16 protein-coding genes are annotated in these 17916 nt (G+C 62.7%); 11 read left to right on the top strand and 5 right to left on the bottom strand.

Annotated elements, in window-relative coordinates; all coding sequences use genetic code 11:
- Together BFP99_RS10320 and BFP99_RS10315 are read right to left on the bottom strand one after the other, a co-directional pair.
- Positions 1-606 carry a hypothetical protein gene (locus tag BFP99_RS10320; protein WP_065925980.1) on the bottom strand — a complete coding sequence of 202 codons (606 nt, stop codon included), beginning with the start codon at positions 604-606 and terminating at the stop codon, positions 1-3.
- Positions 607-665: 59 nt separating this feature from the next.
- On the bottom strand, positions 666-1133 hold the full coding sequence (locus BFP99_RS10315) for a PAS domain-containing protein (protein WP_065925981.1): 468 nt from the start codon (positions 1131-1133) through the stop codon (positions 666-668).
- A gap of 129 nt (positions 1134-1262) precedes the next feature.
- Between BFP99_RS10315 and BFP99_RS10310 the strand changes: the two genes are divergently transcribed.
- Positions 1263-1718, top strand: a complete 456-nt coding sequence (locus BFP99_RS10310; RefSeq protein ID WP_065925982.1) for a flavodoxin — start codon at positions 1263-1265, stop codon at positions 1716-1718.
- On the opposite strand, the gene BFP99_RS10305 is transcribed toward BFP99_RS10310, so the two are convergent.
- Positions 1699-2595: a LysR family transcriptional regulator gene (locus BFP99_RS10305; protein WP_065925983.1), complete on the bottom strand. Its 897-nt coding sequence runs from the start codon at positions 2593-2595 to the stop codon at positions 1699-1701. The two genes, BFP99_RS10310 and BFP99_RS10305, sit on opposite strands and share 20 nt — an antisense overlap.
- Positions 2596-2693: 98 nt before the next feature.
- Between BFP99_RS10305 and BFP99_RS10300 the strand changes: the two genes are divergently transcribed.
- The 8 genes from BFP99_RS10300 to BFP99_RS10265 all read left to right on the top strand — a co-directional run bounded on the left by BFP99_RS10300 (position 2694) and on the right by BFP99_RS10265 (position 13054).
- Complete coding sequence (locus tag BFP99_RS10300; RefSeq protein WP_065926023.1) at positions 2694-3080, top strand: CidA/LrgA family protein; 387 nt, start codon at positions 2694-2696, stop codon at positions 3078-3080.
- Positions 3070-3756 carry an LrgB family protein gene (locus tag BFP99_RS10295; protein WP_065947207.1) on the top strand — a complete coding sequence of 229 codons (687 nt, stop codon included), beginning with the start codon at positions 3070-3072 and terminating at the stop codon, positions 3754-3756. The genes BFP99_RS10300 and BFP99_RS10295 overlap by 11 nt, the downstream gene beginning before the upstream one ends.
- Before the next feature lie 153 nt (positions 3757-3909).
- Positions 3910-4692, top strand: coding sequence for a class II aldolase/adducin family protein (locus BFP99_RS10290; RefSeq protein WP_065925985.1), 783 nt, complete (start codon positions 3910-3912; stop codon positions 4690-4692).
- Positions 4692-5594 carry an alpha/beta fold hydrolase gene (locus BFP99_RS10285; RefSeq protein ID WP_065947206.1) on the top strand — a complete coding sequence of 301 codons (903 nt, stop codon included), beginning with the start codon at positions 4692-4694 and terminating at the stop codon, positions 5592-5594. Before BFP99_RS10290 ends, BFP99_RS10285 begins: the two co-directional genes overlap by 1 nt.
- A 237-nt stretch (positions 5595-5831) precedes the next feature.
- Entirely contained in the window at positions 5832-6743 is a 912-nt protein-coding gene (locus tag BFP99_RS10280; RefSeq protein ID WP_065925987.1) for an SDR family oxidoreductase, read from the top strand.
- Between the two features lie 482 nt (positions 6744-7225).
- Positions 7226-9007: a DUF1302 domain-containing protein gene (locus tag BFP99_RS10275; RefSeq protein ID WP_074847597.1), complete on the top strand. Its 1782-nt coding sequence runs from the start codon at positions 7226-7228 to the stop codon at positions 9005-9007.
- A gap of 26 nt (positions 9008-9033) precedes the next feature.
- Complete coding sequence (locus BFP99_RS10270; RefSeq protein ID WP_027607629.1) at positions 9034-10392, top strand: DUF1329 domain-containing protein; 1359 nt, start codon at positions 9034-9036, stop codon at positions 10390-10392.
- A gap of 160 nt (positions 10393-10552) precedes the next feature.
- Positions 10553-13054 carry a LuxR C-terminal-related transcriptional regulator gene (locus BFP99_RS10265; RefSeq protein WP_065947205.1) on the top strand — a complete coding sequence of 834 codons (2502 nt, stop codon included), beginning with the start codon at positions 10553-10555 and terminating at the stop codon, positions 13052-13054.
- On the opposite strand, the gene BFP99_RS10260 is transcribed toward BFP99_RS10265, so the two are convergent.
- On the bottom strand, positions 13051-13923 hold the full coding sequence (locus BFP99_RS10260) for a helix-turn-helix domain-containing protein (RefSeq protein ID WP_065947204.1): 873 nt from the start codon (positions 13921-13923) through the stop codon (positions 13051-13053). The genes BFP99_RS10265 and BFP99_RS10260 overlap by 4 nt on opposite strands.
- 138 nt (positions 13924-14061) lie before the next feature.
- Here BFP99_RS10260 and BFP99_RS10255 point away from each other — a divergent pair, with 138 nt between their 5' ends.
- Complete coding sequence (locus BFP99_RS10255) at positions 14062-14973, top strand: DMT family transporter (protein WP_065925991.1); 912 nt, start codon at positions 14062-14064, stop codon at positions 14971-14973.
- Between the two features lie 66 nt (positions 14974-15039).
- On the opposite strand, the gene norR is transcribed toward BFP99_RS10255, so the two are convergent.
- The gene (norR, locus tag BFP99_RS10250; RefSeq protein WP_065925992.1) at positions 15040-16584 is read right to left on the bottom strand and encodes a nitric oxide reductase transcriptional regulator NorR; all 1545 of its coding nucleotides are present in this window, start codon (positions 16582-16584) and stop codon (positions 15040-15042) included.
- Between the two features lie 147 nt (positions 16585-16731).
- On the opposite strand from norR, the gene hmpA reads away from it, so the two are divergent.
- Positions 16732-17913, top strand: a complete 1182-nt coding sequence (hmpA, locus tag BFP99_RS10245; RefSeq protein WP_065925993.1) for an NO-inducible flavohemoprotein — start codon at positions 16732-16734, stop codon at positions 17911-17913.
- The last annotated feature ends 3 nt before the right edge of the window (positions 17914-17916 follow it).

The raw sequence follows: 17916 nt of genomic DNA, 5'->3' as shown, positions 1-17916 counted from the left end.
TCAGGCATGCATGTGCGGGTGGACCAGGCGGTGCTGGTGCAGGATGAACTGACGCAGACGCTCGGTTTCATCCACGTCGCTTTGGCTCAAGCGGTAGGCAAACAAACCCCGCGCCGTTTCCCGCTCGAATGCGCCGCGCAGCGCGATGCGTTCGTAGCCCGACGGGCTGAACCACAGGGAAAAGGTTTTTGGCGGCTTGATCCGGCCGCGAATCTCCACCAGCACACCCTTGAATGACACTTCATGCACCCGCAGGGCGCCAGCAGCGCCACGGATATTCTCCAGCGCCACCGGCGTTTCAAGCGCCAGGCGCCACGGGCGTATCATTGGCCCGTCTTCGAAAATACTCGGCACGCCCAAACGCAGATGCACCGCATTGAACTCATCCTCTACCAGATGCAGGGGGAAGGTCAGTTGCTGGTTGTCGAACTGCGCCTGGATGGTGAGGTGGTCGTGGGCGGCCAGGCGGGTGAGCAAGTCGCGAATCTGTGCACCGCCGTTGACGGTCAGGCTCGACGAAGCATCCCGCAGGTTGAGTTGCGGGTTGTGCTGCATGCTCTGAATGAAATCCAGCTCATCCTGGGTCAGAAGCGCATTGCGTTGCATCGTGCTTGCTCAATGGAGGGGTGTTAAAGTGCCATTATCCGCTGTTATGGCCGCAGTTTCTAAATTTTGTTTAATCCGCTTGTCGCTTTGAGCGCTGCCAGCTCGGCCTTGACCTCGGCCAGTTCACTTTCCAGCTGCGCGACACGCTGCTGGGCCTTGACCTGGAGCGTGACGTCCTTTTGTACACCGACGAAATACGTCTGCTTGTCCGCGGCGTTGTAAACCGTTGAAAGGGACAGTTCGTTCCAGAAGTGGCTGCCGTCCTTGCGGTAATTACGCAGGGTTTCCCGGCAGGCACCGCCGTTCTCCAACGCGTCACGGATGGCCATCAGGGCCGGCTGGTCGCGGTCGCCGGATTGCAGGAAGCGGCAATCCTGGTAGAGGATTTCGTCGAGGGTGTAGCCGGTCAGCCGTTCGAATGCAGGGTTCACGTAGATCAGCGGCTTGTCCTTGCCTTCTCTTTCAGCGACGACGATGCCGTCGTTGGAAGCGTTGATCACCATTTGCATCAGCTTGGCGTTAATCATTGAGCGGTCCATGGCTTGTGATTGGAGTGGGCAGTTTAAGACATGCCTTGAATCTTGCACGGCGGGCGCCGAAATATTTGCGCCAGCTGCTAATATCCCAGGCTTTCGCTCAACTACAGGATCAGATTGATGAAAGTCGCCATCCTTTCCGGCTCGGTGTACGGCACGGCTGAAGAAGTCGCGCGCCACGCCGCCGACCTCCTCAACAAGGCCGGCTTTGAGGCCTGGCACAATCCCCGTGCGACCTTGGCGGATGTAATAGCCTTCAGTCCGCAAGCCTTTCTGGCGGTGACCTCCACCACCGGCATGGGCGAATTGCCCGACAACCTGCAACCCCTGTATTCAACCATTCGCGACCAACTGCCCGCCGCTTGGCGCGGCCTGCCCGGCGCAGTGATCGGCCTGGGCGATGCCAGCTACGGCGACACCTTCTGTGGCGGTGGCGAGCAAATGCGCGAGCTGTTCGGCGAGTTGGGTGTGCGTGAAGTGCTGCCGATGCTGCGCCTGGACGCCAGCGAAAGCGTCACCCCGGAAGCCGACGCCGAGCCATGGCTGGCCGAGCTGGTCACTGCACTGCGCGCTTGACCGGAAACTCGCGTAACAACGCCAGCCAGGCCTGGGCGGCTTTCGACAGGTAGGCGCCCTCACGCCAGATAAAGGCAATGTCCCAGCGCAGGTAGTCGGGCGCCTTCAACGTCAGGCGCACCACCCCAGGTCGCACCAGCCCACGGGCGACCACGCTGGGCAGCAGCACCACGCCTTGGCCGGCGGCCACCAAGGCTGCGAGGAAGTCCGCCTGGCCGCTGCGGCCGATTTCCTTCGGGGTAAAACCCAACTGCTGACACGCCTGCATCAGGCGGTCGTTAAGCACAAAGCTGCGCTGGTACATCAGGAACGGCGTGTCCGCCAATTCCTCAAGGCGCACCTGGGCGTTGTCCGCCAGGGGATGGTCAATCGGCAGCAGTGCGTCCAGGGGTTCATCGCAAAAGGCTTGCCAGGCAAACGCCGGGTCATTGGGTTTCAAGCTGCCGCCCACTTCCAGCTCACCGCTCAGGATGGCCTGTTCGATATTGCGGCTGCCACCCTCCAGCAACTGGATGATGACGTTCGGGTAGCGCCGGCGGTACTCGGCAAACAACCCGGCGAACAGCGTGTCACCCGCCAGCAGCGGCAGGCCCAGGCGCAACTCGCCGCGGGTGAGCTGCTGCATATCGTCCAGCTCGCTCAGCAGTTCGGCTTGCAGGCGCAACATGGCTTCGGCGCGTTGCAGCACGACCTGGCCGGCGGCGGTTAGGCGGATCTGCGAGCCGATACGATCGAGCAGCGGCGTGCCAAGGCTTTGCTCCAATTGCGCGACTTGCTTGCTGACGGCGGACTGGCTGATATGCAGGGTTTTCCCTGCCTGGGTAAAGCCCCCTCGGTGGATCACTTCGACAAAGCTGCGCAGCTGTTTGAATTCCATCGGCCTGATTCCAGTTTGGAATGGTTGGCAGTCTAACAATTCGCTGTGGGGATGGAAGGCCGCGCTCTAAAATGGGGGCCTGCGAGGACCCAAAGCCCATGAAACGTTTTTCCTTCAAACACCTTGGCCGTTTGCTGACTGAATTGGTTGTGCTGCTCGCGATTTATCTGCTGGGCACCCAGTTGGCGACCTGGCTGGCCTGGCCCATTCCCGGTGGCGTGGTGGGCTTGGGCCTGTTGCTGGCAACGTTCGCCAGCGGCCTGGTCAAGCCGGCGGCACTGCAATTGGGCGCCGGGGTGTTGATGGCCGAGATGCTGCTGTTCTTCATCCCGGCCCTGATGAGCCTGCTCGATTACGGCGGCCTGCTGCGCAACGATGGCTGGCGCATCCTGTTGGTGATCGGCTTGAGCACGCTGGCGGTGATGCTGGTCACGGCATTTACGGTGGAAGCCGTGTGCCGCTGGAGGTTGCGCCATGAAGCTTGAACTGATGCCGGTGTTCTGGCTCGCCTTGACCCTGGGCGCCTACGTATTCAGCCGCTGGCTCTACCGGCGTACCGGGCGCTACCTGCTGTCGCCGCTGATCCTGGTGCCGGCATTGTTGTTGGCGGTGGCCGTGCCGATGCACACCGCCTATGCCGAATACGCCACCGACACCCACTGGCTGATGTTGGTGCTGGGCCCGGTGACCGTGGCGTTTGCCGTGCCGATCTGGCAGCAGCGCCGCTTGCTGGCGCGGCACTGGCCGGCGTTGCTGCTGGGTATGGTGGCGGGCAGTGTGGCGTCGATCGCGACTTCGTTCGGCCTGGCGAAGGCACTGGCGCTGGACGGTGCGGTGACGCTGTCGCTGGTGCCGCGCTCGATCACCACACCGTTCGCCATGCCGGTGTCTTCCGACCTGGGCGGCGTGCCGGAGCTGACGGCGGTGTTCGTGATGTTCACCGGTGTGTTCGGCGCCATGCTCGGTGGTGTATTACTCAAATGGCTGCCGCTGCGGACACCCCTGGCACGTGGCGCGTTGTTTGGCGTGGGAGCCCACGGTGCGGGTGTCAGCCGCGCCCATGAAGTGGGCGGCGAAGAGGGCTCGGTCGCCGGCCTGGTGATGGTGTTGACGGGGTTGCTCAACCTGTTTGCCGTGCCTTTTCTGGCGGCACTTCTCTGACGCGCTTTAAACAAACCTCAACTATTCTCTGAACTGACCCGCTCGGTCATCAAGCTGGCTGCCAAGGCAACTCCGGCGGCCATGAGGTCTGACTAGACTGGCCCATCACACAAAAAAACAACAATAAGACAGTGCGCCAAGGAGGTCATCGCCGTGAGCCTAGCCCCCGTTCTATCGCCGCAGAATGTCAAAGACCAGGTCAGCGCTGCCGAATGGCAGACCCGCGTCGACCTGGCAGCCTGCTATCGCCTGGTGGCGCTGCATGGCTGGGATGACCTGATCTTCACCCATATCTCGGCCAAGGTGCCGGGCACCGATGATTTCCTGATCAACCCGTATGGGCTGATGTTCCACGAGATCACCGCGTCCAGCCTGGTCAAGGTCGATCAGGCCGGCAACAAACTGATGGACAGCCCCTACGACATCAATCCGGCGGGCTACACCATTCACAGTGCCATCCATGAAGTTCGCCATGATGTGACGTGCGTGCTGCACACCCACACGGCCGCGGGGGTGGCCGTCGCTGCGCAGAAGCAGGGCGTGTTGCCCATCAGCCAGCAATCGCTATTCGTGCTGTCGAGCCTGGCCTATCACGCCTACGAAGGCGTGGCCTTGAACCATGAAGAAAAAGCCCGCTTGCAGGCCGACCTCGGGGATAGCAATTTCCTGATGCTGCACAACCATGGCCTGCTGACCTGCGGCAGTACCATTGCCGACACCTTTCTGATGATGTTCACCTTCCAGCGTGCCTGCGATATTCAGGTGCTGGCGCAGAGCGGCGGCGCCGAATTGATCGCCATCGGGCCGCAGATTCTTGCCGGTGCCAAGGCGATGGTGGCGGCTGTCACAAAGAGCGCCCAAGGCATGGGCGGCGCGCTGGCCTGGCCGGCCTTGCTGCGCAAATTGGACCTGCAAGACCCGGGGTATAACCGCTGATGCCACTCGCCGAAATCCCGCTCAGAGTCTGGCGCAAGCGTGGCCAGGATTTCGTCTTTCGCGGCCGTACCCTTCGCTATTGGGTGGCCGGGCAGGGCGAACCGCTGCTGCTGATCCATGGCTTCCCCACCGCCAGTTGGGACTGGCATTACCTGTGGCAACCCCTGGCCCAGCGTCACTTGGTGATCGCCTGCGACATGCTCGGCTTCGGTGACTCGGCCAAGCCGCTGGACCACGATTACTGCCTGCTGGAACAGGCGGACTTGCAACAGGCCCTGCTCGAACACTTGCGAGTGGAACAGCCGGTGCATGTGTTGGCCCACGACTACGGTGATAGCGTCGCCCAGGAACTCCTGGCCCGGCACTACGAAGGCCGGTTTGAGATGGCCAGCTGTGTGTTCCTCAATGGCGGGTTGTTCCCCGAAACCCATCGCCTGGCGCTGGTGCAAAAACTCTTGCTCAGCCCCCTGGGCTGGATGATCGGCCGCGCCTTCGGGCGCAATGCCCTGGCGGACAACTTCAGCCAGATATTCGGCCCCGACACCCGCCCCAGTGAAAGTGCCCTGGATGATTTCTGGAGCCTGATCAACGTCAACGACGGCACGCGCATCCTGCACAAACTGATCGCCTACGTCCCCCAGCGCCGTCGCCTGCGTGATCGCTGGGTCGCCGCCATGCAGCGCGGCGAAGTGCCGTTGCGGGTGATCGACGGCGAAGTGGACCCGATCTCCGGCGCGCATATGGTCGAGCGTTACCAGCAACTGGTGCCCGACGCCGACACGGTGTTGCTGGCCAATATCGGCCACTACCCGCAGATCGAGGCGCCGGTGCAGGTGCTCAGGCACTACCAGGCCTTTCGTGATCGGCTCCGGCAGCCGGCCTCGCAAGTGGCCTATTCCTGATCCCGAATCCTTTTCTGTAGGAGCGAGCTTGCTCGCGAAAATCGTCAACGATAACGTGGGAATCCTGACACCACGCGGCGCTCTGGGATTTTTCGCGAGCAAGCTCGCTCCTACAGATAGACGAGTCATCATCCCCCAGCCTTATCGGGCACCATTCAGCCTCCGCCGTATTTATTGTGACCGCAGGCGCGTTGCCGGACACTCGAACCATTCCCATTGTCGCCAGCGGAGTTCGGTATGAGTGAGTCAGTGCAGTTCCAGGATAAGGTCGTGATCGTCACCGGTGCCGGCGGCGGATTGGGCCGGGCCCATGCGCTGCTGTTCGCCAGGCACGGGGCCAAGGTCCTGGTCAACGACCTCGGCGGCTCTACCCAGGGCGAGGGCGCCAATGCGTCCGCCGCCGACCGAGTGGTGGCCGAGATTCGTGCTGCGGGCGGTGTCGCCGAGGCCAATCATGACTCTGTCACCGACGGTGACAAGATCGTCCAGAACGCCCTCGACGTCTTCGGCCGCATCGACGTGGTGGTCAACAACGCCGGCATCCTGCGTGACAAAACCTTCCACAAAATGGACGACGCCGACTGGGACCTGGTTTACCGCGTGCATGTCGAAGGTGCCTACAAAGTCACCCGCGCCGCCTGGCCTTACCTGCGTGAGCAAGGCTACGGCCGGGTGATCTTCACTGCGTCTACCTCGGGCATCTACGGCAATTTCGGCCAGTCCAACTACGGCATGGCCAAGCTCGGGCTGTACGGCCTGACCCGCACCCTGGCCCTGGAAGGGCGCAAGAACAACATCCTGGTCAATGCGATTGCCCCTACCGGCGGTACGCGCATGACCGAAGGCCTGATCCCGCCGCAAGTGTTCGAGCGCCTCAAGCCGGAACTGGTCAGCCCGCTGGTGGTGTACCTGGGCAGCGAAGCGTGCCAGGAAACGTCCGGGCTGTTCGAGGTCGGTGGCGGCTGGATCGGCAAGACCCGCTGGGAGCGCAGCCTGGGCGTGGGCTTCGACCCTGAAGCCGGGTTCTCCCCCGATGATGTGGCGGCGCATTGGGCGCAGATCTGCGACTTTGAAGGCGCAGCCCACCCCAACGACAACATCGAAGCGTTGAAGGAGATGATGGCGAACTTGCAGAAGTACAGCCTGTGATCGTTGCTTGAAAAAGCTTGAATCCCACGGGGCGCTGATGGCGCCCCGTTTTATTTCAGGCAAAAAAAAGCCGCTGCAAACGCAGCGGCTGAAGTCAGACGTTGGATCAAGGAGCGACAAATCAACGTCAGTGAACACGGGTAACAGATTGAAAACAGGCATCAATCCATTCGAGTCTGGCTGTTCTTCCCGATGGGGAAACGGGCTGTTTGCCCTGAAAGCGAGGCAAGAATAGTCGGTTGTTACAAAATGAGTAATCCCGATTCATGACAAGGACTGTTACTGAAAGCGCAACAGTTTGAGGGCGAGCCATCCATTCCCCTGATAACCCGCCATCCACCCAATCCATGGGCCCGCCCACACCCCGGCCAGAGCGGCTTGTCATCCTTTCGAGCGATAGAGCGAATCCCTCCTTGGTGCGCTTATCGCTCCTGATGCGCGGCAGTAGGGTGAGGCCTTCTGTCACTCACCGGGGAAGACGCATGACAAAAACAACAATGCGCGCCATCTTCACGCCACAGGCGCTGGCCGCTGCGGTTGCGTTGGGTTGCTGTGCCCAGGCACAGGCTGTTTCCTTCAACATTGGCGAGATCGAAGGGCAATTCGACTCCTCGCTGTCGGTCGGCTCGAGCTGGGGCATGCGCGATGCCGATAAAAAGCTCGTGGGCACCGTCAATGGCGGCACGGGCCAGGCTTCCACGGGGGATGACGGGCGTCTCAACTTCAAGAAGGGCGAGACCTTCTCCAAGATCTTCAAAGGCCTGCATGACCTGGAGCTGAAATACGGCGATACCGGTGTGTTCGTGCGCGGCAAATACTGGTACGACTTCGAACTCAAGGACGAAGACCGCGAGTTCAAGCAGATCAGCGACCACAACCGCAAGGAAGGCGCCAAGTCCAGCGGTGCGCAGATCCTCGATGCGTTCGTCTACCACAACTACTCCCTGGGCGACCTGCCGGGCACCGTGCGTGCCGGCAAGCAGGTGGTCAGTTGGGGCGAAAGTACTTTCATCGGCAACTCCATCAACAGCATCAACCCGATTGACGTGTCGGCGTTCCGTCGGCCCGGTGCCGAGATCAAGGAAGGGCTGATCCCGGTCAACATGCTGTTCGCGTCCCAGAGCCTGACCAACCAACTGACCGTGGAAGGCTTCTACCAGCTGGAGTGGGACCAGACGGTGCTGGATAACTGCGGCACCTTCTTTGGCAATGACGTGGCGGCGGATGGCTGCACCGGCAACTACACGGTGGGTAGTCCGGCGATTGCTCCGCTCCAACCGATCGCAGCGGCTCGCGGCCAAGGCTTTGTGGTGACCCGCGAAGGTGTGGTGGTGCAGCGTGCCGGTGATCGCGATGCACGGGATTCCGGCCAATTCGGTGCAGCCTTGCGCTGGCTGGGCGATGACACGGAGTACGGCCTGTATTTCATGAACTACCACAGCCGTACGCCGACTGTGGGCACGATTACCGCCAACACCAATCTGGCGACCATCGGTGGTATCGCGGCGGCTGCTCCGGCGGGCTTCGGTTCGGCCCTGGCCCAGAGCACCATGCTCGGCCGTGGCCAGTACTATCTCGACTACCCGGAAGACATTCGCCTGTTCGGCGCGAGCTTCTCCACCACCTTGCCCACCGGCACCGCGTGGACCGGGGAAATCAGCTACCGGCCCAATGCCCCGGTGCAGTTGAACACCACCGACTTGACATTGGCTTTGATCAATCCGATCGCCGGCCAACTCGCTTCACCCATCCGCAGCAACTTCGGTGACGACAACAAGGGCTACCGCCGCAAGGAAATCACTCAGATCCAAAGCACCATGACCCAGTTCTTCGACCAGGTCCTCGGCGCCGAACGCCTGACCCTGGTAGGCGAGGCGGCCGTCGTGCACGTGGCGGGCCTGGAGGACAAATCCAAACTGCGTTACGGCCGTGATTCGGTCTATGGCGCCTACGGTTTCCAGGGTGACACCGACGGTTTTGTCACCTCCACCTCCTGGGGCTACCGCGCGCGGGCGATCCTCGACTACAACAACGCGCTCTTCGGGGTGAACCTCAAGCCCAACCTGTCCTGGTCCCATGACGTGGCCGGCTACGGGCCCAACGGGATCTTCAATAAAGGCGCCAAGGCCCTCAGCGTCGGCGTGGATGCGGACTATCGCAGCACCTACACCGCCAGCCTCAGCTACACCGACTTCTTTGGCGGCGACTACAACACCCTGACCGACCGCGACTTCCTCGCCCTCAGCTTCGGCGTGAACTTCTGATTTGGCTTAAAGAAGGACAAGAATCCATGCGTAAGACAATTGCAGTATTGGCCCTCAGCCTGTTGGCTTCCCACGTGATGGCGGCGGTGTCGCCGGAAGAGGCGGCCAAGCTGGGCACCACCCTGACACCGGTCGGCGCCGAAAAAGCCGGCAACGCCGATGGCTCGATCCCGGCGTGGACCGGCGGTATCCCGAAAAACGCCGGCGCGGTGGACAGCAAGGGCTTCCTCGCCGATCCGTTCGCCAATGAAAAACCGCTGTTCGTGATCACCGCCGCCACGGTGGACAAGTACAAGGACAAACTCTCCGACGGCCAGGTGGCGATGTTCAAGCGCTACCCCGAGACCTACAAGATCCCGGTGTACCCGAGCCACCGTACGGTCAACCTGCCACCGGACATCTACGAGTCGATCAAGCGCAGCGCGCTGAACGTCAAGACGATCAACGACGGCAACGGCCTGGAAAACTTCACCGGTAACCGTTACTACGCGTTCCCGATTCCCAAGAATGGCGTGGAAGTGCTGTGGAACCACATCACCCGCTACCACGGTGGCAACCTGCGCCGCATCATCACCCAGGCTACCCCGCAGACCAATGGCAGCTACACGCCGATCCGCTTCGAGGAGGAAGTGGCGGTGCCCCAGGCGATTCCCGATATCGACCAGGCCAAGGCGGCCAACGTGCTGAGCTATTTCAAGCAATCGGTGACCGCCCCGGCACGCCTGGCGGGTAACGTGCTGCTGGTGCACGAGACCCTCGACCAGGTGAAGGAGCCGCGCCTGGCCTGGATCTACAACGCCGGCCAGCGCCGCGTGCGCCGCGCGCCGCAAGTGTCCTATGACGGCCCGGGCACCGCGTCCGACGGCCTGCGCACCACCGACAATTTCGACATGTTCTCCGGCGCCCCTGACCGCTATGACTGGAAGCTGGTGGGCAAGAAAGAGATGTACATCCCCTACAACAGCTACAAGCTCGATTCGCCGTCGCTCAAATACGACGACATCATCAAGGCCGGTCACATCAACCAGGACCTGACCCGTTACGAACTGCACCGCGTGTGGGAAGTGGTCGGCACGGTCAAGCCGAGCGAGCGGCACATCTACGCCAAGCGCCACATGTACATCGACGAAGACAGCTGGCAAGTCGCGCTGGTGGATCACTACGACGGTCGTGGCCAACTGTGGCGCGTCGCCGAAGGCCATGCGCAGTTCTACTACGACCACCAGGTGCCGGCCTACACCGTCGAGACCCTGTACGACATCATTGCCGGGCGCTACATCGCACTGGGCATGAAGAACGAGGAGAAGAGCAGCTTCGTGTTCGGCTTTGCGGCCAAGGCAGCGGACTACACCCCGGCGGCGTTGAGGGCTGAAGGCGTACGCTGATCCCGGATCGAAGCGGAGTCAAAATGTGGGAGGGGGCTTGCCCCCTCCCACTTCTGTGCATGGCCTTCAATCACCCCGCTGAATACTTCTTCAACAACCCCCCGCCATAGGACTAGGGTAAGCACCAGGTTGCATAACAATAAAAAAGCAGGATGCAGCAATGACTGCCATGACACGCTGCCTGGACCGTCCTGGATTCATGCCCCGGCTGTCCGCTCACCATCTGCTGCGCCCACGCCTGGCCGAGCCGTTGCTGACGGACCAGGCCAGGGTCAAATTACTCTGCGCCCCCGGCGGCAGTGGCAAGAGCGCGCTGCTCGCCGAATGTGCGTTGCAGGCGCCTGCGGGTTGCCAGGTGTACTGGTTGCCGCTCAATGGCGCGGTGCTCAGCCCCCTCGACCTGTGCCTGCGGCTGGCGCAAAACCTGGGCCTGACGTTTACCGATGAAACCACCTTGCTGCTCGACCTCAGCCGCTGGCAGGCCTCGGCGTGGCTGTTCCTCGATGATTTTTGCCGCTTGCCCACGCCCGACACCGACGCCTTGCTCGACCGCCTGCTCACCGCCAGCAGCCCGGCCCTGACCTGGTGGCTGGGCGCGCGGCGGCGACCGACGTGCAACTGGCCGCGCCTGCTGCTCGACGATGAGTTGCTCGAATGTGGCGCCGAACTGGCCTTCAGCCCTGGGGAAATCCAGCAACTGCTCAGCCATGCACCCGGGCATTCGGTCGACAGCGTGCAGCAATTCAGCGCCGGTTGGTGCGCGGGCGTGCGCATCGCCCTGCTGGGGGATGGGCACCCCGACAAGACCTTGCTCGACTACCTGCGACACGAACTGTTCAGCACACTGCCGCCGGAGCTGGCGGAGGCCTGGCGCGTACTGGCTCATCTGCCGCGCTTCAACGCCGGCCTGTGCGAGCACTTGTTCGGCGCGGGGGACGGTGACCAGTACCTGAGGGATCTGCAGGTGCTCGGCGCCTTTATCCAGCCGTGGGAAGACACCGACTGGCTGCAGGTTTTTCCGCCCCTGGCGCAGCTGATGCAAAACGAGCCCTGGCCGGCCAAACGCTCCTGGCATCGACGCGCCTGCCAATGGTTCTGCGCCGAACAGGACTGGCAGGCCGCCTTCGAACAGGCGCTGTTGGCCGAAGAATATGAAATGGCGGTGAGCCTGTTGCAGCATTTCAGTTTCGAGGACCTGTTCCGCCAGCAGAACGCCGTCTTGCTGTTGCACCTGCATGAGCAGCATGGCGATGAATTGATGCTCGGCTCGGCACAACTGGTGGGGCTGGTGACGGCGGCGTTGCTGTTTGCCGGGCGTTTCGAGCAGGCAGCGGTGTGCATCGATCAACTGGCCCGGTTTGCCCCGCAACCGACGGCGGCGCAACAGCGGTATTTGTTGGCGCGCTGGCAGGCGCAATGGGGCTGGCTGCTGCACCTGGGCGGCGATGCCGAGGGCTCGCGCCTGCATTTTCTGGAGGCGCTGCAAGCCTTGCCCGACAGCGCGTGGACCTCGCGGCTGATGTGCCTGTCTGGCCTGACCCAGCAAGCCTTGTTGCGCGGCGAATTGGACGTGGCCCAAAGCCTGAACCGCGAAGCGCTGTGCCTGGCGCGCGCCCATGGTTCGTTGCTGCTGGAGGCGCTGCTAGAGCTGGATCACGCTCAACTGCTGGAACAGCGCGGGGCACCGTACCGGGCCCAGAGCCTGCTGGAAAATGTACAGGCCATGTTGCTTGAACAGCGGCTCAAGGCCGGCCCCTTGGTGGGGCGTATCGCCTTGCGACGCGGGCACCTGGCCTTGCGCCAGGGCCAGGACAGCCTGGCCGCCGAGTGTTTCGATACGGGCTTGAAGATGTGCCTGCACAGCCAGGACAAGCGCGTGCTCTACGGCTTTCTCGGCCTGGCGCTGTTGGCTGCCAACCGTGGCGATTACGCCCAGGCCTTTGTCCAGTTGCGTGAGGCCGAGCGGCTGATGCAGCAACGCCAGGTGCCGGACACGGTGTACCGCGCGGTGCTGCTGTTGGTCAGCGGGCACTTCTGGTTGCAGCAGGGGCGCGCCGAATTGACCGTGGAAGCGGTGCGTCGCGTGCTGCGTCACTTCCGTGGGCCCCAGGGCAAGCAGGCGCCGCCGGCCACCCTGGAACTGATCCCGCGTCTTGAATACCTGTTGGTGCTGGCGGAGGTGAAGCTGGGCTGCGCCGAGCAACCGCTGGAACGGCTCAACGCCTTGCTGCAAGCCACCCATCAGCGCGGCATGCTGTGCCTGGAAATCGAACTGCACCTGGTGCTGGGCGAAGTCGCCTGGCAGCTGGGTGATCAGGCCTTGGCGCGCCGCTCGCTGCAAGCCGGCCTGGAGTTGGCCGGGCGTTGCCAGGTGCAGCAAGCGATTCGCGAACTGCGTCTGCGCGCGCCGGGACTGCTGAGTGAGCTGGGCCTGGAACCTCAGGCATCAACCCCCGGCACGGTGGAAAACCCCTTGAGCCAGCGCGAACTGGAAGTGCTGCAACTGATCGCCCTCGGCAGTTCCAACCTGGAGATCGCCGACCGGCTGTTTATCTCCCTGCACACCGTCAAGACCCACGCGCGGCGCATTCACAGCAAGCTCGGCGTAGAGCGGCGTACCCAGGCGGTGGCCAAGGCCAAGACCTTGGGCCTGATGGTTTAGATGAACGCCTGACGGTATTCGCCGGGCGTGGCGCCCATGGCCTGGCGGAAGCGATGGGTAAAGTGGCTGGCGCTGGAAAAACCGCACAGCAGGGCAATCTCGCCCAACGGCAGGGCGCCGCCACGCAGCAGGTTTTGCGCGCGTGTCAGCCGGCGCGCCAGCAGGTACTGATGGGGCGGCAGTCCGAAGCTTTGGCGAAACATCCGTGCGAAATGGTACTCCGACAACGCGCACAACCCAGCCAGTTGCCCAAGGCTGATGGGCTCCTCCAAGTGCTGGTCGATGTAGTCCACCAGCAACCGTCGTTGGTAGGCGGCCAGCCCGCCTTTCAACCGCAGGCCTTCGCGGGCGCCCACCTGGCTGAGCAGGGTGTGGCTGAGCATTTCATGGGCGAGGCTGCTGGTAAGCAGGCGTTCGGCGGGCTCGTGCCAGTTGAGGGCGATCAGTTGGTGGAAGCGTTGGGCCAGGCGCTGGTCTTCCAGAAAGGTACTTTCCCGCAGCTCCAGCGTGCGCGGTTCGCGGTCAAGCAGGGTGACGCAGCCCAGGGCAAATTGCTCCGGGCTGAAATACACGTGGGCCAGGCGGATCTCACCGTTGATCACCCAGGCCGATTGGTGCTCGGCAGGCAGGATGCACAGCTTGTCGGGGCCGCCCTTGGTGCCCGGCCGGTCACGCCGAAACGTGCCGGTGCCGCCACCGACATAGCAGGACAAGGTGTGATGGCTGGGCGCCTGGTAGTCCTGGGAATCATGATGGTTGCTCCACAAGGCCGCAGACAAGCCGTCACCGAGCTCGGCGCAGGCTTCCAGGCGTGCGTTGGGCGAGCGGTTAAGGGCTTGGAAGACTTGCAGGGATTCCAGGTCTGGCATGGTGTGTGTTCTCCGACGCCTTGCATCCTACTCCGCGAGGCTGGCGCTGTGATCCCATCGCCCGACAAAAGCGCAAGATTGTGCAAGAGCCTTGCCCGGGTTGAAGGCGACACTGTGGCTCAATCGATGGAGCCCGCTATGAACCTTTCCCTGTATTTACTCACCGTGCTGATCTGGGGCACCACCTGGATCGCCCTCAAATGGCAATTGGGCGTGGTGGCGATTCCCGTGTCCATCGTCTACCGCTTCGGCCTGGCGGCCCTGGTGTTGTTTGCGTTGCTGCTGGTCAGTCGCAAGTTGCAGGTGATGAATCGGCGTGGGCACCTTATCTGCCTGGCCCAGGGGTTGTGCCTGTTCTGTGTCAACTTCATGTGCTTTCTCACCGCCAGCCAATGGATCCCCAGCGGCCTGGTGGCGGTGGTGTTTTCCACGGCCACGCTGTGGAATGCGCTGAACGCCCGGGTGTTTTTCGGCCAGCGGGTGGCACGCACTGTGTTGATGGGAGGCGGCCTCGGGCTGGCGGGCTTGGGCCTGCTGTTCTGGCCGGAACTGGTGGGGCATACCGCCAGCCCGCAGACCTTGCTGGGGTTGGGGTTGGCGTTGCTGGGGACGATGTGTTTCTCGGCGGGCAATATGCTCTCGAGCCTGCAGCAGAAGGCCGGTCTGAGGCCGCTGACCACGAATGCCTGGGGCATGTTGTATGGTTCGTTGATGCTGGCGACCTACTGCGTGGTGCGCGGTATTCCGTTTGAGATGGACTGGAGCGCACGGTACATCGGTGCGTTGTGGTACCTGGTGATTCCGGGTTCGGTGATCGGGTTTACCGCGTACCTGACCTTGGTCGGGCGCATGGGGCCGGAGCGTGCGGCGTATTGCACGGTGCTGTTCCCGGTGGTGGCGCTGAATGTGTCGGCGTTTGCCGAAGGCTACCAGTGGACCGCGCCGGCGTTGGCGGGGTTGGTACTGGTGATGCTGGGGAATGTGTTGGTGTTTCGTAAGCCCAAGGTGGCTCAGCCGGTGAATCCGATCCTCCAGGCAAAGCAGGTCTAGTGTGGGAGGGGGCAAGCCCCCCTCCCACATTTCCTGCATTTCTCACATTTGACCGAGTTGTCTGGTTTATTTGAGCCCTAAACGCTTGGCCATCCGGCCGAGGTTGGCGCGGTCCAGGCCCAGTTCGCGGGCGGCGCTGGCCCAGTTGTGCTGGTGGCGTTCCAGGCAGGCGTTGATGACTTGGCGCTGGTAGTGCTCGGTGGCCTGGCGCAGGTCACCGGTGACGGCCAGGGCTGCTTCTGCCGGTGCTTCGATCACCGGCGTGCTGACGTCGGGCAAATCCAGGTCCTGGGCACTCAGGCTCAGAATCTTCGGGCGTTCGCGACAGTTACCCAGTGCCTTCAACGCACTGCGCCCGATCAAATGTTCCAGCTCCCGCACATTGCCCGGCCAGTTATAGGCCAGCAGCGCCGCCTGGGCATCGCTGGTCAGGCGCAGGCTGCCCAGGCCCATGCGTGAGCGGTTCTGCTCGAGGAAGAAGCCGGCCAGCAGCAACACATCACGCCCGCGCTCGCGCAGGGCCGGCACTTGCAGCGGGTACACGCTCAGGCGGTGGTAGAAGTCGGCGCGGTAGCGGCCGTTGCGCACTTCATCGGCGAGGTCGCGGTTGGTGGCGGCGATCAGGCGCACATCCACCTGGTGTTCCTTGTCCGAGCCCAGGCGCTGCAACTGGCCGCTTTGCAGCACCCGCAGCAGCTTGGCCTGCACGCTCAGGGACAACTCGCCCACTTCGTCCAGAAACAGCGTGCCGCCATTGGCCAGCTCGAACTTGCCGCGCCGTTCATTCAGCGCGCCGGTGAAGGCGCCACGCACATGGCCGAACAACTCGCTTTCCACCAGGGTTTCCGGCAGGGCCGCGCAGTTGAGGCTGATCAGTGGTTTGTCCGCGCGGGACGACGCCGCGTGAATGGCCTGGGCCACCAGTTCCTTGCCCACCCCGGTTTCGCCGGTGATCAGTACCGTGAGGTCGCTGCCACCCACCAGCTTGATTTCCTCCACCAGGCGCTTGTGGGTTTTACTCTGGCCGATCATTTCCTTGTGCTGCTGGCCGCTGGCCTGGCGGTAGATTTCGGCCCGCTGGTGTTCGTCTTCGGCCCGCAGGGCCAGGCGTTCGATGCGTTCGGCAACATTCACCGTTGCGGCAGCGAGGCTGGCGAAGGCTTGCAGCGCGTCCAGTTCCACGCGTTCGAAGCGTTCGGTGTCCAGCGCGTCCAGGGTCAACAGGCCCCAGGGCAGATCGTCGACAAACAGCGGGCAGCCCATGCAGTCGTGGACTTCCAGGTGGCCGTGCACGCCATCGACCAGGCCGTCGTAGGGATCGGGCAATTCGCTGTCACTGTCAAAGCGTGTGGGCCCAGGGCTGCTGAGCAGCACGGCGAAGCGCGGATGTTCGCTGACCTTGAAGCGGCGGCCCAGGGTGTCTGCGCTCAAGCCATCCACCGCCAGCGGCACCAGCGATTCGCCGTCCAGGCGCAGCAGGGCGGCCGCATCACACGGCAACAGGGCGCGCATGGCTTGCAGCAGGCGTCGATAGCGTTCGCCTTCGGGCAGTTCCCGCGACAGGTCGGCGACCAGCGGCAGCAGGGTGGTGAGCAGTGAGTGTGCAGTCATAATGACTCCTTGTGGTCCGTATGACTATAAGGTGTAGGAGGTCATACTGACTACATATCGCTCAAGCTATTGAAATTAAATGATTTATTAGTTGGCATGAATACTGAGTAGCTAAGGGCAATCAGTAAAGAAGCCCAGGAGGCTCCCATGCTTAGTGCCCAAGACCGTGCCATCGTCAAATCCACCGTGCCCCTGCTGGAAAGCGGCGGCGAAGCGCTGATCACCCATTTCTACCGCATGATGCTCTCCGAGTACCCTGAGGTTCGCCCGCTGTTCAACCAGGCCCACCAGGCCAGCGGTGACCAGCCCCGGGCCCTGGCCAATGGCGTATTGATGTACGCGCGGCATATCGACCAGCTCGACCAACTGGGCGACCTCGTGGCGAAGATCATCAACAAGCACGTCGCCTTGCAGATCCTGCCGGAGCATTACCCGATCGTGGGCGCTTGCCTGCTGCGGGCGATTTCCGAGGTGCTGGGCAGTGAGATCGCCACCCCTGAGGTGATGAATGCCTGGGGCGCCGCGTACGGCCAACTGGCGGATATCCTGATCGGTGCCGAGGCCGCTATCTATACAGAGAAAGCCCAGGCCCCCGGCGGCTGGCGCGGTGCGCGGGCGTTTACCCTGGTCAAGCGTGTGGAGGAGAGCGCCGAGATCACTTCCTTCTATTTCGCGCCGGCGGACAACGGGGCGATCCTCGCTGCCGCGCCGGGCCAATACATCGGCATGAAGCTGGTGCTCGACGGTGAGGAAGTGCGCCGCAATTATTCACTGTCGGCGCTGAGTGATGCAGGTCAGTACCGCATCAGCGTCAAGCGCGAGGCCGGTGGGCGGGTTTCCAACTACCTGCATGACCAGTTGCAGGTCGGTGCGACGATTGACCTGTTTCCACCATCGGGCGAGTTCACCCTGGCGGCCAGCGATAAGCCGTTGGTGCTGATCAGCGGCGGGGTAGGGATCACCCCGACCTTGCCGATGCTGGAGGCTGCGCTGGCCACCGAGCGCCCGGTGCACTTTATCCACTGCGCGCGCAATGGCGGGGTGCATGCGTTCCGCGATTGGGTGGATGCACTGGCGGCCAAGCACCCGCAGCTCAAGCGCTTTTATTGCTATGCCGAGGACGACGGCGTGAGCCCTGCGGCGGATAAGGTCGGCCTGCTGAGCCAGGAGCAACTGGCCGCATGGTTGCCGAAGCAGCGTGACCTGGACGCGTACTTCCTCGGCCCCAAAGGTTTCATGGCGGCGATCAAGCGCCACCTCAAGGCCCTGGGCGTACCCGAGAAACAAAGCCGCTACGAATTCTTCGGCCCGGCTGCCGCGTTGGAGTAACCG

Origin of the sequence: Pseudomonas sp. 1 R 17 (assembly GCF_900067035.1) — a bacterium.
In the GTDB taxonomy this organism is placed as follows: domain Bacteria; phylum Pseudomonadota; class Gammaproteobacteria; order Pseudomonadales; family Pseudomonadaceae; genus Aquipseudomonas; species Aquipseudomonas marginalis.
This window is presented reverse-complemented; position numbering and strand designations above follow the sequence as displayed.

Bases quoted from the DNA above. Each gene is read 5' to 3' on its own strand.
- BFP99_RS10305 (WP_065925983.1), bottom strand. From the start codon at position 2,595: ATGGAATTCAAACAGCTGCGCAGCTTTGTCGAAGTGATCCACCGAGGG.
- BFP99_RS10280 (WP_065925987.1), top strand. From the start codon at position 5,832: ATGAGTGAGTCAGTGCAGTTCCAGGATAAGGTCGTGATCGTCACCGGT.
- BFP99_RS10315 (WP_065925981.1), bottom strand. From the start codon at position 1,133: ATGATTAACGCCAAGCTGATGCAAATGGTGATCAACGCTTCCAACGAC.
- BFP99_RS10275 (WP_074847597.1), top strand. From the start codon at position 7,226: ATGACAAAAACAACAATGCGCGCCATCTTCACGCCACAGGCGCTGGCC.
- BFP99_RS10295 (WP_065947207.1), top strand. From the start codon at position 3,070: ATGAAGCTTGAACTGATGCCGGTGTTCTGGCTCGCCTTGACCCTGGGC.
- BFP99_RS10300 (WP_065926023.1), top strand. From the start codon at position 2,694: ATGAAACGTTTTTCCTTCAAACACCTTGGCCGTTTGCTGACTGAATTG.
- hmpA (WP_065925993.1), top strand. From the start codon at position 16,732: ATGCTTAGTGCCCAAGACCGTGCCATCGTCAAATCCACCGTGCCCCTG.
- BFP99_RS10285 (WP_065947206.1), top strand. From the start codon at position 4,692: ATGCCACTCGCCGAAATCCCGCTCAGAGTCTGGCGCAAGCGTGGCCAG.
- BFP99_RS10270 (WP_027607629.1), top strand. From the start codon at position 9,034: ATGCGTAAGACAATTGCAGTATTGGCCCTCAGCCTGTTGGCTTCCCAC.
- BFP99_RS10260 (WP_065947204.1), bottom strand. From the start codon at position 13,923: ATGCCAGACCTGGAATCCCTGCAAGTCTTCCAAGCCCTTAACCGCTCG.
- BFP99_RS10310 (WP_065925982.1), top strand. From the start codon at position 1,263: ATGAAAGTCGCCATCCTTTCCGGCTCGGTGTACGGCACGGCTGAAGAA.
- norR (WP_065925992.1), bottom strand. From the start codon at position 16,584: ATGACTGCACACTCACTGCTCACCACCCTGCTGCCGCTGGTCGCCGAC.
- BFP99_RS10255 (WP_065925991.1), top strand. From the start codon at position 14,062: ATGAACCTTTCCCTGTATTTACTCACCGTGCTGATCTGGGGCACCACC.
- BFP99_RS10265 (WP_065947205.1), top strand. From the start codon at position 10,553: ATGACTGCCATGACACGCTGCCTGGACCGTCCTGGATTCATGCCCCGG.
- BFP99_RS10320 (WP_065925980.1), bottom strand. From the start codon at position 606: ATGCAACGCAATGCGCTTCTGACCCAGGATGAGCTGGATTTCATTCAG.